This is a genomic window from Zoogloea sp. (assembly GCF_017302315.1).
Classification (GTDB): Bacteria; Pseudomonadota; Gammaproteobacteria; order Burkholderiales; family Rhodocyclaceae; genus Zoogloea.
This window is the reverse complement of record NZ_JAFLDT010000011.1, coordinates 64,674-78,746: the sequence shown is the minus strand read 5'-3', so window position 1 is coordinate 78,746 and position 14,073 is coordinate 64,674. Positions and strand designations below refer to the sequence as shown.

Below are 14,073 nucleotides of genomic sequence, written 5' to 3'. Positions count from 1 at the left end.
AACTTGGTGATCGCCCAGGCAGCCGACACCCCGAACACCAGGTTCAGCGGCACCGAGATGGCGGCTGCAGGGAGGGTCAGCCGCACCGCAGCCAGCGCGTCCGGCTCCAGCAGCGCATTGATGTAGGTATCCCAGCCCTTGCGGAAAGCCTCCACGAACACCGCAATCAGCGGCAGCAGCAGGAAGAAGGCGAAGAAGCTCAGGGCAATGGCGATCAGCGTCCATTTGACCCAGGTCGGCTCGCGGGTCGCGGCCTTCGATTCGAAGCGGGCGGATTGGTCTCCCGCCCCATGCAGTACTGCAGCGGCGCCGGCCATCAGCGGGCCCTCCCGGTACGTTTGGCTGTCCAGGCCTGCAGGCCATTGATGATCAGCAGCAGGATGAAGGAAAAGATCAGCATCACCACGGCCACCGCGGTGGCGCCCGCGTAGTCGTACTGCTCGAGCTTGGTGATGATCATCAGCGGGGTGATTTCCGACACCATGGGGATGTTGCCGGCGATGAAGATCACCGAACCGTACTCGCCCACGGCACGCGCGAAGGCCAGCGCAAAGCCGGTCAGCAAGGCCGGGGAAAGAGTCGGGAAGACCACGTGCCGGAAGGCCTGCCAGCGGCTGGCACCCAGGCTCACCGCGGCTTCCTCATACTCGGTGTCCAGGTCCTCGAGGATGGGCTGGACGGTCCGCACCACGAAGGGCAGGCCGATGAAGACCAGCGCCACCAACACCCCCAGCGGGGTGAAGGCCACCTTGATGCCCAGGGGCTCGAGCACGCTGCCGACCCAGCCGTTCTTGGCGTAAAGGGCAGTCAGCGCGATGCCGGCCACCGCGGTGGGCAGGGCGAAGGGCAGATCAACCAGCGCATCGACCAGGCGCTTGCCAGGAAAGGAGTAGCGCACCAGCACCCAAGCCAGCAGCAACCCGAACACCGCATTGATGGCAGCAGCGATCAACGAGGCCCCGAAGGACAGCCGGTACGAAGCCAGCACCCGCGGCGAGGTGGCGGCAGCCCAGAAGTGCTCGAAACCCAGCGAGCCCGCCTTGAGAAACACCGCGGCCAGCGGGATCAACACGATCAGCGACAGGTAGCCCAGGGTGTAGCCCAGGCTCAGCCCGAAGCCGGGCAGCACCCGGAAGGAAGTGGACGACGCAGCCATCAGCGTTTCACCACGATCTGGTCATACACGCCGCCATCGGCGAAATGGGTCTTCTGCACCGCATCCCAGCCCCCCAGCTTCTCTTCCACGGTAAAGGTCTTCACCGCCGGGAAACGGCTGGCGTACTTCTTCAGAATTGCCGGATCACGCGGGCGGAAATGGTGCCTGGCGATGATCTCCTGGCCTTCCGGGGCGAACAGGAAGTTCAGGTAGGCCTCGGCGGCCTTGCGGGTGCCGCGCTTGTCGACCACCTTATTAACCACCGCCACCGGGGCGGCCGCCTCGATGGAGAGGGAGGGGTACACCACGTCGAACTTGTCACCGCCCACTTCCTGGTCGATCAGGGTGGCCTCGTTCTCGAAGGTGATCAGCACGTCACCGATATCCCGCTGGGTAAAGGTGGTGGTGGCACCACGGCCACCGCCGTCCAGCACCGGCACGTTGGCGAACAGCTTGCTGACGAAGTCCCGGGCACCCGCCTCGCTGCCGGTCTTCTGCAGGGCATAGCCCCAGGCTGCAAGATAGGTGTAGCGGCCGTTGCCGGACGTCTTGGGATTGGGCACGATCACCTGCAGGCCAGCGCGGGTCAGGTCGGACCAGTCCTTGATGCCCTTGGGGTTGCCCTTGCGGACGAGGAAGATGGTGGTGGTGGTGTAAGGTGCCGCCTCATGGGGAAAGGCCTTGCGCCAGGTCGGCGAGACCAGCCCATTCTTGACCAGGGCCTCGATGTCCGGCGCCTGGTTCATGGTCACCACGTCCGCCTCCAGGCCGGCCACCACGGACTGGACCTGCTTGCTGGAACCGCCATGGGATTGATTGACGGTGAGCTTGTCCCCTCCGGCTTTCTGCCACTTGGCGATGAAGGCCGGGTTCACATCCTTGTAGAGCTCCCGCGACACGTCATAGGAGACATTCAGAAGGGTGGTATCCGCCTGGGCCGGCGCCGAGGCCAGCGCGGCAAGACCGAGGAGTGCAGCGACCAGGGGGCGCAGAATGGAGCGGGTCGGGGACATGGAGCTTCTCCTTATTTTCGAATAGGCCTCGAGTCTAGGGAGTAGCCGCAACGCACCAAACCAATAAAAATGGCTTTATATATTCCTAAAAAGAAAAAGGATCAAACCCGATCCTTTTAAATGGTTATAAACAGCAAGCTCTGCCCCTCGTCCATCCTCATCAGGAGCGCCTCATGAAGTTACTCCGTCCGGCATTGCCACTCACCATCCTGTGCCTCGGCCTCACAGCCTGCGCGCACCTTCCGCTTGGGCTTGATCCCGGGACGATCCGCAGCGTGGCGGACGCCCAGCGCATCCTGGGGGCACCCGCGCTACGCTGGTCAAAGCCGGATGGCGGGGAACAGCTCGTCTTCCCCCAGGGCCCGATGGGCTACCGGACCTGGATGATGCATACCGGCGCCGACGGGCGTGTGCTGTCCATGGAGAACGTGATGAGCCCGGCGCACTTCGCACGCATCCAGCCCGGCATGAGCCAGGATGCGGTGCTGCGCATCCTCGGGCCGTCCTATACGGGCTGGACGATCTACTACAAGGCCCGCGACGAGCTGGTGTGGGAATGGCGTTACTGCGATGTGTGGTCGGAGCCGGCGCGCTTCAATGTGCTCTTTGACGGCAGCAGCGGGAAGGTGCGCAGCACCATGGCCCAAGTGGAGCGGCTATCCCAGCCCTGGGGCCGCGGCGACCGCCGGGAGTGGTGCGGCCGCTAGTCTTCTTCCGCCAGCGGGGGCAGCACCGACAACAGCACCTTGTCCACGCGGTTGCGATCCATGTCCATGACTTCGAAGCGCCAGCCGGCGGCCTCGAAGTGGTCGGTGGGGGCCGGCACCCGGCCCAGGGTGTGCATGATGAAGCCGCCCAGGGTGTTGAAGGAGTTCTCGTCCTCCCCGGGCAGATCGTCAAAAATATCCAGCACCGACTTCATGCGTTCGATGCCCACGTCGCCGTCCACCAGCCAGGAGCCGTCCTCACGCTGAAGCATGTCCCGGTCTTCCGGTGCTTCGGGCACCGACAGTTCACCGACAATGGCCGCCAGCACATCGGTCAGGGTCACCACCCCCTGCACATCGCCATACTCATTGATGAGCAGGGCGAACTGCAGGCGGGCCCGCCGGAAGCTCTCGAGTAGCTGGGTCGTGCTCACCGTCTCGGGCACATACAGGGGCGGACGTAGCAAGGCCTCCAGATCCGCCAGGGTGACGCGCTCGCCACCCAGAGCCTTCTTCAGCAGATCACCGGTCTGGAGCACACCGAGTACATGTTCGAGGCCATCCCGGCATACCACCACCCGGGAATAGCTCGTTTCCTTGAGCTGCTGCCAGACGATCTCCTCATCCTCTTCCAGATCGATGACGAACATCTCCCGGCGCGGCGTCATGATCGCCGAGATGCGCTGTTCATCCAGGCGCAGCACGTTGGAGACGATCTCCTGCTCGCTCTCGTGAAAGACGCCGGCTTCGGCGCCCTGCTCCATCAGCACCTTGATCTCGTCGTCGGTCACCGGCGGCTCTTCCTTGCGGCGGGCGCCGAGCAGGCGCAGGATCGCCGCCGACGAGCCCGACAGTACCGTCACCAGGGGATGGGCCAGCCGGGCCAGGATCATCATGGGACGGGCGATCAGGGTGGCGATGCCCTCCGGCGCCAGCAGGGCCAGACGCTTGGGAACCAGCTCGCCGACCACCACAGAGAAATAAGTCAGGCCGACCACCGTCAGCGTCAGGGCCACGCCCCTGGCGTAGGGTTCGATGGTGGTAAAGCTGCCCAGCCAGGCAGCCAGGGGGTCGGCAATGGCGGCCTCGCCGATGGCACCACTGAGAATGCCCACCGAGGTGATACCCACCTGGATGGTGGACAGGAAACCGGATGGATCCTGATGGAGAATCAGGGCGGAGCCTGCCCCCGGGCTGCCATCATCGGCGAGGTTCTGCAGGCGGGACTTGCGGGATGAAACGACAGCCATTTCCGACATGGCGAAGACGCCATTGAGCAGAATCAGCAACAGCAGTAGAACTATATCCATCAGTAAGGCCGCCCCTTGTCATGCAGACTGCGGCCCTGGGGTCAATAGAGGTGTGCATTGTAGCCGGCCCGGGGGCCTTGTCGTAAGGGAATGCGCGGCCGCATGAGGGTCTGCGCCACAACGGTGAGCCCATGTAAAACCCAAGCGCCGCCCTGCCCGCCGGTCTAGAATCCGGCCGATGTTTCAACCGCACTATGTTCCCTCCCCGCGCCCCCTGCACCTGGCGATCGCGATCTCATTGCTCGCCCACGCCCTCGTGCTGCTGATCCAGATCAGCAAGCCGCCCCAGGAGACCCCGGAAGCGCCCCAGCTACAGGCACGCCTGGCACCCCGCCAGGCCCGCAAGCCGCCCGCCGAGACCCGCCCGGCCCCGCCGCCCGTGCCGAGCAAAGCCCGACAAGCCAAACCGGCCCCCAGGGAGCCGCGGCCGCGCATCCTCACCGCCCGCAAGGACGTGGCCCCGACGGTGCGACAGGCGGAGCCGACACCAAAATGGACCGTCGCCCAGAAGCAGGAAATGGACAGCTTCCTCAACGAACTGGCCACCGAGGCCAAGGCCAGGCCCAAGCCCGATCTGGCGGAGCGCTCCATGGCCATGGCCCGGGAGATCGCCCGCGAATCCGGCCGGGACAATCTCGAGCGGCCCCAGGAGGGAGGCAGCCGCCGTCGCAACGACCCCACCGACCTGATCGAGCGCATCCCCGACAGCCCGCCGGTGGACCCGTTCAGCCTCGAGTTCTACATGGATGCCCTGGTCAAGAAGCTCAACCGCAGCGCATCCTTCGTCAAGAATGACCCCCGTGCCCGTGGCCTCCACAGTGCCGCCGTGGAAGTGCGCCTCAACCCCGACGGCAGCCTGAAGAGCTTCAAGGTGGTCAATGCCGGTGACCAGCAGGAAGAGATCGCCTTCGTGAAGTCGGTCGTCGAGCGGGCCGTGCCCTTCGCCGCCTTCCCGCCCGACATCGGCCGATCAGCCCGCTCCCTGGCCCTGATCATCTGCATCCAGCCCACCGGCCTGGGTGGCGACGGCTTCGGCTTCACCCGACGCCCCGAAGGCAGCCGCTGCTAAGGATTCAGGCCGGGCTGCCGTATCATCGGCACACCATCTGCCGGAGGCCTGTCCATGCCCTACCTCCTCGCCCTCGACCAGGGTACGAGCAGCAGCCGGGCTCTCGTCTTCGATGACCGGGGCCACGTCCTGGCCACCGCCCAGCAGGAATTCCGCCAGTCCTACCCGGCCCCCGGCCTGGTGGAGCACGACCCACTGGAGATCTGGCAGACCCAGCTCGACTGCGCCCGCCAGGCCCTTGCCGCCGCCGGCATCACCGCCCGCGAGGTGGCCGCCATCGGCATCGCCAACCAGCGTGAAACCACTGTGCTGTGGGAGCGCGCCACGGGCCGCCCCCTGGCGCCCGCCATCGTCTGGCAGGACCGCCGCACCGTTGCCGCCTGCGAGCGCCTGCGCCAGACCGGCCACGCTCCCCTGATCAAGAGCCGCAGCGGCCTCGAACTGGACGCCTATTTCTCGGCCACCAAGCTGGCCTGGCTGCTCGATCACATCCCGGATGCCCGCGCCCGGGCAGCGGCCGGCGAGCTGGCCTTCGGCACCATCGACAGCTGGCTGGTCTGGCAGCTCACCACCGGCGCCCGCCACGTCACCGACGCCAGCAATGCCTCCCGCACCCTGCTGTTCGACATCCACCGCCAGTGCTGGGACGCGGAGCTGCTGGCCCTTTTCGACATCCCCGCCGCGCTGCTGCCCGAGGTGGTGGACAGCAGCGGCGTGCTGGGCGAGACGGCCGCCTCGCTGTTCGGCGCGGCCATCCCCATCGGCGGGCTGGCCGGCGACCAGCAGGCCGCCACCTTCGGCCAGGCCTGCCTGCAACCCGGGATGGCCAAGAACACCTATGGAACCGGCTGCTTCCTGATGCTCAATACCGGTGCCCGGGCCGTGCCCTCGCAACACCGCCTGCTCACCACCCTGGGCTGGCGCATCGGCCCGCGCACCGACTACATGCTCGAAGGCAGCGTCTTCATCGGCGGGGCGGTGGTCCAGTGGCTGCGCGACGGCCTCGGCCTGATCGAACAGGCGGCCGACATCGAAGCCCTGGCCGCCTCCGTGCCGGACAGCCATGGCGCCCTGCTCGTCCCAGCCTTCGCCGGCCTGGGCGCCCCCTACTGGGACGGCTACGCCCGCGGCACCCTGGTGGGTCTGACCCGCGGCGTGGGCAAGGCCCACATCGCCCGCGCAGCACTGGACGCCATCGCCCTGCAGACCGTGGATCTGGTCCAAGCGATGAACCGCGACGGCGCCGGCCCCCTCACCGAACTGCGGGCCGACGGCGGCGCGGCGCGCAACAACCTGCTCCTGCAGATCCAGGCCGACCTCCTCGGCGTGCCGGTGATCCGTCCCCGCCAGACCGAGACCACCGCCCTTGGCGCCGCCCTGCTGGCCGGGCTGGCTGTGGGCATCTGGCGCTCCCCGGACGAACTGACCCACCTGTGGGAGGCGGAACGGGTCTTCGAGCCCGGTCGCAGTGACGCCTGGCGGGACGAACGTCTGGCTGAATGGCATCGTGCGGTGGCGCGCAGCCGCGACTGGGCGCGGCCATGAAACGCGCGGCCCTGCTCGCCCGCCTGCGCAGCACACCCCGCTGGGATGTGCTGGTCATCGGCGGCGGGGCAACGGGGCTGGGCTGCGCGGTGGATGCCGCCGCCCGGGGCTATGCCACCCTCCTCCTCGAAGCCCACGACTTCGCCAAGGGCACCAGCTCGCGCTCCACCAAGCTTATCCATGGCGGCGTGCGCTACCTGGCCCAGGGTCGCCTGGGGCTGGTTCGCGAAGCCCTGGAGGAGCGCGCCATCCTGCTCGCCAATGCCCCCCATCTGGTGCATCCCCAGCGCTTCGTCGTGCCGGCATATCGCCAGTGGGACCGCCTGATGCTGGGCGTGGGCCTGACCGCCTACGACTGGCTGGCCGGCAGCCGCAGCCTCGGGGCAAGCCGCCTGCTGTCCGCCCGCGACACCGTGGCCGCGCTGCCCGGCGTGAAGCAGGAAGGCCTGGTCGGTGGCATTGCCTACATGGACGCCCGTTTCGACGACGCCCGCCTGGCCATCACCCTGATGCGCTCGGTGTTCGATCTGGGAGGCCTGGCGATCAACTACCTGCCCGTCTCCGCCCTGCGCCACGAGGCCGGTCGGGTGGTGGGTGCGGACGCCCGCGACGCGGAGAGCGGCGCGTGCTTCAGCATCGCCGCCCGGGTGGTCATCAACGCCGGCGGTGTGTGGGCCGACACCCTGCGCCAGCTCGACGAGCCGCAGGCTCCCGCCCAGCTGGCACCCAGCCAGGGCGCCCATCTGGTGCTCGACCGGGACTTCCTGCCCACCGACTCAGCCCTGCTGATCCCCCACACCCCGGATGGCCGGGTGCTGTTCGCCATTCCGTGGAAGGGCAAGGTGCTCCTGGGCACCACCGACACGCCCCGCATTGATCTGCCCCTAGAGCCCTGCCCTCTGGACGGCGAGATCGACTTCATCCTGGAAACCGCCGGCCGCTATCTCACCCGCCCACCCCGGAGGGAGGACGTGCGCAGCGCCTTTGCCGGCCTGCGCCCCTTGATCGGAAGTGGGCTGGATGACGCGAAGGGCGGCACCACAGCGGCCCTGTCCCGTGAACACCTGATCCAGGTCTCCCGGCAGGGGCTGGTGTCGGTCGCGGGAGGGAAATGGACCACCTACCGGCGCATGGGCGAGCAGATCGTCGATACCGCCATCCCCGTCGGCGGGCTAGCGGCACGGCCATGCAGCACCCGCGAACTACCACTCCACGGCCATCCGGGCTCGGCCTGCGAGGATGTCTTCGGCACCGACCGGCCCGAGGTGGACACCCTGCCCGGCGCCGGAAGACGGATTCATCCGGCACTCACCCTCACCGAAGCCGAAGTCCGCCATGCCATCCGCCACGAGCTGGCCCGCAGCGTCGAAGACATCCTCGCCCGCCGCCACCGTGCCCTGTTCATCGACGCCCGAAGCGCCCAGGACTCGGCTCCGGCAGTCGCCGCCATCCTGGCGGAAGAGCTGGGCCTCGACGCAAACCAGGCCGTAGAACAGACCGAATCCTTCCAGCGGCTGGCGGAGGGCTTCCTCACCCCGCGTTGACGTGAGCCGGTCAATGAAGGCGCGAAGGCCGAATCCATCCTGCCCCCCCGTTTGACGCGTCGTCTGACAGTCGATGCGGTCTCTTCGCAGGGGCGACTTCAGTCACCCATCCGCGCGCCGATCACCGACACACCCTTGATCGAAGTCCGCGGGCGACTGAAGTCGCCCCCACAGTCCCTCCAGCCGCCCTCAGCGCGTCCCATAAACCCATTCAGCTTCACCCATCGGGCGATACGGCCAGTGGAGGGCAAACCCGCGTCAGCAATGGGTTTGCGTCTGGTTCGGGGAGGACAACAGAGGAAAATAGGATGAACCTAATTTCCTCTGTTTGACGCGTCATCTGACGGTCAATACGGTCTCTTCTGTAGGGGCGACTTCAGTCGCCCATCCGCGCGTCAATCACCGACACACCCTTGATCTAAGTCCGCGGGCGACTGAAGTCGCCCCCACAGTCCCTCCAGCCGCCACCAGCGCGTCCCATAACCCCCTCAGTTTCACCCATAGGGTGGTCCGGCCTGTGGAGGGCAAGCCCGCGTCAGCATTGGGTTTGAATCTGTTTCAGAGAGAACAACTGAGGAACGCAGGTTCATTCGACCTCCCCACGTGAAAAGAGCGACTCAAGTCGCCCTTTTCACTGCAAGCTGGGCACAACCGGGGCCGGACTCAGACCTCGGCGATGCGCTTGGCGATGTGCTCCAGCGCTTCCTCCACCTGGTCGATCAGGATCAGGCACAGGTCGCCGGGCTGCAGGCGGCCCAGCGCCGTGTCGATGGCCAGGAACTCACCGCGGATCTCGCAGACGTTCTTGGTCCGCGGGGCATCCACCAGGCCCTGTTGCAGCAGGGCCAGCACCTCGCCATCAGCGCGGCCACGCTGGCATTCATCCTGGTACAGGATCACATCGTCGAAAACGGCACCAAGGATGCGGGTCTGCTCGCGGATGTCTTCATCGCGCCGGTCACCGGCGCCGCTGATGACCACCGAGCGACGTGCTGCGGGCATGCTCTCGACGGCCTGAACCAGGGCCTGGATGGCGTCCGGGTTGTGGCCGTAGTCAGCGATCAGGGTGGCGCCCTTGTAATCGAAGACGTTGAAACGCCCCGGTGCCGTGGCCGCATCGTTGATGAAGGTGGCAACGCCCTTGAGGATGGTATCCACCGACAGGCCCAGCGCCCAGGCCGCAGCGATGGAGGCCATGGCGTTCTCGATCTGGAAGGAGATGGTGCCGTTGCGGGTGATGGGGATGCCAGCCAGGGGTACGCGGAACTTCTCTTCGCCCTGCACGGCAACAATGGCGTCGCCATCCACAAACATCACCCGGTGGCCCTGCACCCGGTGAGTGTTGAGCACGTGGTTGTACTGATCGGCGGCGAAATACAGCACCGAGCCCGGGCAGGCGCCGGCCATCTTCACCACCATGGGGTCGGCGGCGTTGAGCACGGCCGTGCCGTGGGCCGCCACGTTCTGCACGATCACGCGCTTGACCACGGCCAGGTCTTCCACGGTGCTGATGTAGGACAGGCCCAGGTGGTCACCCATACCAATGTTGGTCACCACGGCCACATCACAGCGGTCGAAGGCGAGGCCTTCGCGCAGCACGCCGCCACGGGCGGTCTCGAAGACCGCCGCATCCACATCCGGATGGAGCAGGATGTTGCGGGCGCTGCGCGGGCCACTGCAGTCGCCGGTGTCGATGCGGCGCTTGCCCACATAGACACCATCGGAGTTGGTCATGCCCACCCGGTTGCCGGCCACGCCGAGGAGGTGGGCGGTGAGGCGCACGGTAGTGGTCTTGCCGTTGGTGCCGGCCACCGCCACCACCGGGATGCGACCGTTCTCTCCGGGCTTGAACATGTTGGCGATGATGGCTTCGCCCACCGGACGGCCCTTGCCGTAGGAGGGCTGCAGGTGCATGCGCAGGCCGGGGGCGGCGTTGCATTCGACGATGCCGCCGCTCTGGGCCTCCATGGGCTCGAGCATGCTCTCGCACACCACGTCCACGCCGCAGATGTCGAGGCCGATGTTACGGGCCGCGGCAATGGCACGCTCGGCCACCTCCGGATGCACGTCGTCGGTGACATCGGTGGCCGTACCGCCGGTGGACAGGTTGGCGTTGTTGCGCAGGATCACCCGCTTGCCCTTGGGCGGAACGGAGTCGGCGTCGTAGCCCTGCTTGGTCAGCGTGGCCAGGGCGATCTCGTCGAAGCGGATCTTGGTCAGGGAGGTGGCATGGCCCACACCCCGACGCGGATCGCTGTTAACGTGGTCAACCAGCTCGCGGATGGTGCGCTTGCCGTCGCCCACCACCAGCGGCGGATCACGCCGGGCGGCGGCGATGAGCTTGTTGCCGATCACCAGCAGGCGATAGTCGTGCCCCGGCAGATAGCGCTCGACGAGCACGTCGTCGCTGATCTCCTCGGCCACGCGGAAAGCGTTCATCACCTCCTCCTGGGTACGCAACTTGACCGCCACGCCCTTGCCCTGGTTGCCGTCGCGGGGCTTGACCACCACCAGCCCGCCGATCTCGCGGGCCGCCAGCCAGGCGTCCTCGGCGCTGGTCACCGAACGCCCCAGGGGCACCGGCACGCCGGCAGCCCGCAGCAGGGTCTTGGTGAGCTCCTTGTCCTGGGCGATGGATTCCGCCACGGCGCTGGTCAGATCGGTCTCGGCGGCCTGGATACGGCGCTGCTTGCTGCCCCAGCCGAACTGCACCAGGCTGCCTTCGGTGAGGCGCCGATAGGGAATGCCCCGGGCCACCGCGGCCTGCACGATGGAGCCCGTGGAGGGCCCGAGACGCACGTCCTCGTCCAGCTCCTGCAGGCGCGCCAGGGCGCTGGCCAGATCGAAGGGGCCATCGCTCTCGGCGGCACGGCACAGCTCGATGGCCAGGTCGAAGGCGAGTCGCCCGACCTTCTCCTCGGTGTACTCGACCACCACCTGGAAGACGCCCTCCTCAAGGGTCTTGGAGGTGCGGCTGAAGGTCACCGGGCAGCCGGCACTGGCCTGCAGGCCGAGGGCGGCCATCTCGAGGGCATGGGCGACAGAGATGGCGCCCAGGTGGCTCTCGGCCTCAAGAAAGCCCATCTCGGGAAACAGATTGCGCAGGCGCGCCTCGTAGCCGGGAACGGCATCGATGTCGCATTCGGCAGCGGTGCAGGACACGATGGCCTCGATCGCGGTGTGCCGGCTCCACAGATTGGGGCCGCGCAGAGCCCGGATGCGTGAAACTTCCATGGATTTCAGTCCTTGTCTCTTATTGTCACCGGCAGCGCAGGTAAAGCCGGCCGGAATTCGGGTTCGGTTGGACGCGCGCTTCAGTCGTTGCGCAGGGGTGCCTTGGGATCGTAGGGGGTAACGCCGGCACGAATCATGGCCGGCGAAATCCCCAGGGCCCATGCCCCGGCAATGGCGCCGAGCAGATTGGAGAGCACACCCGGCTGCGCCCCGGCACCGCCCGCCAGCATGGCGATCCGGTCGAGACGGACCACCGGATCTTCCTTGGCGCCACCGGCCAGGACGATGGCCCCGTCGCGGATATAAACCGCGCGCTTGCCGTCGGCCCGCGCAGCGGAAATGGCAGCCGCATCGGCATCCACCCCATAGAAGATCACCTCACCGTCCGACAGCTCCGCCATCTCGACCACCGCCGGGTCTTCGGCGTTGAGCACAGCGACCCCGTAGGAGAGCACCAGGTCCACCTGGGTGCGGAAGACATTCCAGACCTTCTCGGCACTGTCGATGTAGAACTCGCCGAAATGCAGCTCGGGATCCACGTTGGTGACCACGCCCACCAGGCAGCGGTCGTACACCGTGCCATCGGCCAGGATGCTGCGGCAGCTGTTCTCGAACACGGCAGCTTCCACCGAGCGGTTCATCAGCACCCGCTCGGCCGCATCCCAATTGGTACCTTCGGCGGTCTCCACCTGGCGGCCATCCAGGAACACCCCCTCACTGCAGGCCAGGCCCGTGTACTGGCCCGAGATACGCAGCAGGTGAGCAATGAGCCGGGCCACCGGGGTCTTGCCGCGGCTGCCCGTCACCCCGACCACGGGAATGCGGGAATCCTCATCCTTCGCGAAAAGATGATCGACGATGGCCTCGCCCACCGGGCGAGGCTGACCGACCGCAGGCTTGATATGCATCAGCAGGCCGGGGCCGGCATTGACCTCGACGATGGCACCCTGCTGCCCGGCGAGGGGCTGGGAGATGTCCTCACAGACCAGGTCGACGCCGGCGATGTCCAGGCCGACGATACGCGCGGCCAGACAGGCCAACTCGGCGGTGTCGGGGTGGACTTCGTCGGTCACGTCGAAGGCCATGTTGCTGGTGCGGACGATCATCACTTCCTGGCCGGCCGCCGGCACCGAGGCGCCGGTGAAGCCCTGACGGGCCACCTCCATCTGCGCCGCGGGGTAGTTGTCGAGCTTGATCAGGTAGAGGGGGAACTCGTGCTCGACACCCCGGCGCGGGTCGGAGTTGATCTGGGTCTCGATGAGTTCGTCGATGCAGTGCTCGCCATCGCCCACCACCGACACCATGTCGCCCTTGTTGGCGGCAACCATCTTGCCCCCCACCACCAGCAGGCGGTGCTCGGCGCCGCGGATGAAGCGCTCGACAATCACCTCGGAGCCTTCGGCAGCCGTCAGGGGGTAGAGCTCGCGGATCTCGTCGGCGCTGCGCACATTGGTGAACACGCCGCGGGCATGGTTGCCATCGCTGGGCTTGATCACCACCGGGAAGCCGATGTCCTCGGCCGCCTCAATGGCATCCTCAACGCCATCGACGATGCGGCCCTCGGGCACGGGCACCCCGCAGGATGCGAGCAGACTCTTGGTGAGATCCTTCTCACGGGAGATGCTTTCGGCGATGGCCGGCGTGCGATCGGTCTCCGCCGTCCAGATACGACGCTGGCGGGCACCATAGCCCAACTGCACCAGATTGCCTTCGGCCAGCAGGCGGATGAAGGGGATGCGGCGGGACTTGTCGGCGGCGGCCTCGACGATGCAGCGGGTGCTCGGGCCCAACATGTAGCTATCGACCAGATCACGCAGGCGCAGCACGGCGGCATCCACGTCATAGGGACGATCCTCAATGGCCGCCATCAGCAGGTCGTGGCCCATGTTGAGGGCCGCCATGGAGACATCCTTCTGCCAGGCGCGGATGACCACCTTGTACACACCGCGGATGGCGGTTTCCCGGGCCTTGCCGAAGCCTCCGGTCATGCCGGCCAGGTTCTGCAGCTCCAGGGTCACGTGCTCGAGGATATGCCCGGGCCAGGTGCCGTCCCGCAGCCGCTTGAGAAAACCGCCACGCTCACCAATGCTGCAGCGGTGCTCGACCAGACTCGGGAGCATCGCGGTGAGCCGCTCGTAGAAACCGGGGATGACATTGGACGGGCAGTCTTCCAGGTCATGGATGTCGACCCATGCCTCGAGGACGGAGCGGTAGGTCCAGATGTTCGGTCCCCGCAGATGGAGCACGTTCAGGAATTCGATCGTTTTGTTGGTCATGGGCAAGGCGGTGGAAGTGACGAGCTGGGTAGCGGCACGGTGAAACGAAAACTGAACTTCACATAACGCGGCAGAGGCCGGTTGGATTACCGGAGAAAAAAATATCGATCAGCCGGCGATTCTGCCTGATCGCCGGGTGTACGCGCCTGTAACGAGTCAGTAAACTTCGAACGCAATTTTGCCCCACGCCGGCCCTTTTCTGTGGCCCTTTTGTTAGGC

The 14,073-nt window shown here is 66.6% G+C and carries 9 protein-coding genes and 1 pseudogene; 4 read left to right on the top strand and 6 right to left on the bottom strand.

Translation table 11 applies throughout. The annotated features are described in order from the left end of the window. The 3 genes and pseudogenes from cysW to J0L98_RS06130 form a co-directional block, all read right to left on the bottom strand. Nucleotides 1–317 (bottom strand): annotated as a pseudogene (cysW, locus tag J0L98_RS06140) (sulfate/thiosulfate ABC transporter permease CysW); the annotation flags it as partial. Then, nucleotides 317–1,156, bottom strand: coding sequence for a sulfate ABC transporter permease subunit CysT (gene cysT / locus J0L98_RS06135; protein ID WP_296410691.1), 840 nt, complete (start codon nucleotides 1,154–1,156; stop codon nucleotides 317–319). The pseudogene cysW and the gene cysT, both read right to left, overlap by 1 nt. After that, on the bottom strand, nucleotides 1,156–2,169 hold the full coding sequence (locus J0L98_RS06130; RefSeq protein ID WP_296410690.1) for a sulfate ABC transporter substrate-binding protein: 1,014 nt from the start codon (nucleotides 2,167–2,169) through the stop codon (nucleotides 1,156–1,158). Before J0L98_RS06130 ends, cysT begins: the two co-directional genes overlap by 1 nt. A 173-nt stretch (nucleotides 2,170–2,342) precedes the next feature. Between J0L98_RS06130 and J0L98_RS06125 the strand changes: the two genes are divergently transcribed. Further along, nucleotides 2,343–2,876 carry a hypothetical protein gene (locus J0L98_RS06125; RefSeq protein ID WP_296410689.1) on the top strand — a complete coding sequence of 178 codons (534 nt, stop codon included), beginning with the start codon at nucleotides 2,343–2,345 and terminating at the stop codon, nucleotides 2,874–2,876. On the opposite strand, the gene J0L98_RS06120 is transcribed toward J0L98_RS06125, so the two are convergent. Continuing rightward, entirely contained in the window at nucleotides 2,873–4,186 is a 1,314-nt protein-coding gene (locus J0L98_RS06120) for a hemolysin family protein (protein WP_296410687.1), read from the bottom strand. The genes J0L98_RS06125 and J0L98_RS06120 overlap by 4 nt on opposite strands. Nucleotides 4,187–4,364: 178 nt before the next feature. Here J0L98_RS06120 and J0L98_RS06115 point away from each other — a divergent pair, with 178 nt between their 5' ends. Genes J0L98_RS06115 through J0L98_RS06105 form a run of 3 tightly spaced genes read left to right on the top strand, consistent with a single transcriptional unit; the run spans nucleotide 4,365 to nucleotide 8,344 of the window. Further along, on the top strand, nucleotides 4,365–5,255 hold the full coding sequence (locus J0L98_RS06115) for a hypothetical protein (protein ID WP_296410686.1): 891 nt from the start codon (nucleotides 4,365–4,367) through the stop codon (nucleotides 5,253–5,255). Between the two features lie 54 nt (nucleotides 5,256–5,309). Continuing rightward, the gene (glpK, locus tag J0L98_RS06110) at nucleotides 5,310–6,800 is read left to right on the top strand and encodes a glycerol kinase GlpK (protein WP_296410685.1); all 1,491 of its coding nucleotides are present in this window, start codon (nucleotides 5,310–5,312) and stop codon (nucleotides 6,798–6,800) included. Next, nucleotides 6,797–8,344: a glycerol-3-phosphate dehydrogenase/oxidase gene (locus tag J0L98_RS06105; protein ID WP_296410684.1), complete on the top strand. Its 1,548-nt coding sequence runs from the start codon at nucleotides 6,797–6,799 to the stop codon at nucleotides 8,342–8,344. The genes glpK and J0L98_RS06105 overlap by 4 nt, the downstream gene beginning before the upstream one ends. A gap of 663 nt (nucleotides 8,345–9,007) precedes the next feature. Here J0L98_RS06105 and cphA (J0L98_RS06100) read toward each other — a convergent pair. Both cphA (J0L98_RS06100) and cphA (J0L98_RS06095) read right to left on the bottom strand, forming a co-directional pair. Further along, entirely contained in the window at nucleotides 9,008–11,578 is a 2,571-nt protein-coding gene (gene cphA, locus J0L98_RS06100) for a cyanophycin synthetase (RefSeq protein WP_296410682.1), read from the bottom strand. 80 nt (nucleotides 11,579–11,658) lie between these two features. Beyond that, nucleotides 11,659–13,854, bottom strand: coding sequence for a cyanophycin synthetase (gene cphA / locus J0L98_RS06095; RefSeq protein ID WP_296410680.1), 2,196 nt, complete (start codon nucleotides 13,852–13,854; stop codon nucleotides 11,659–11,661). Nucleotides 13,855–14,073: the final 219 nt, after the last annotated feature.

Excerpts from the sequence above, each read along its gene's own strand:
- cysT (WP_296410691.1), bottom strand. The coding sequence starts at position 1,156 with ATGGCTGCGTCGTCCACTTCCTTCCGGGTGCTGCCCGGCTTCGGGCTG.
- J0L98_RS06130 (WP_296410690.1), bottom strand. The coding sequence starts at position 2,169 with ATGTCCCCGACCCGCTCCATTCTGCGCCCCCTGGTCGCTGCACTCCTC.
- J0L98_RS06125 (WP_296410689.1), top strand. The coding sequence starts at position 2,343 with ATGAAGTTACTCCGTCCGGCATTGCCACTCACCATCCTGTGCCTCGGC.
- J0L98_RS06120 (WP_296410687.1), bottom strand. The coding sequence starts at position 4,186 with ATGGATATAGTTCTACTGCTGTTGCTGATTCTGCTCAATGGCGTCTTC.
- J0L98_RS06115 (WP_296410686.1), top strand. The coding sequence starts at position 4,365 with ATGTTTCAACCGCACTATGTTCCCTCCCCGCGCCCCCTGCACCTGGCG.
- glpK (WP_296410685.1), top strand. The coding sequence starts at position 5,310 with ATGCCCTACCTCCTCGCCCTCGACCAGGGTACGAGCAGCAGCCGGGCT.
- J0L98_RS06105 (WP_296410684.1), top strand. The coding sequence starts at position 6,797 with ATGAAACGCGCGGCCCTGCTCGCCCGCCTGCGCAGCACACCCCGCTGG.
- cphA (WP_296410682.1), bottom strand. The coding sequence starts at position 11,578 with ATGGAAGTTTCACGCATCCGGGCTCTGCGCGGCCCCAATCTGTGGAGC.
- cphA (WP_296410680.1), bottom strand. The coding sequence starts at position 13,854 with ATGACCAACAAAACGATCGAATTCCTGAACGTGCTCCATCTGCGGGGA.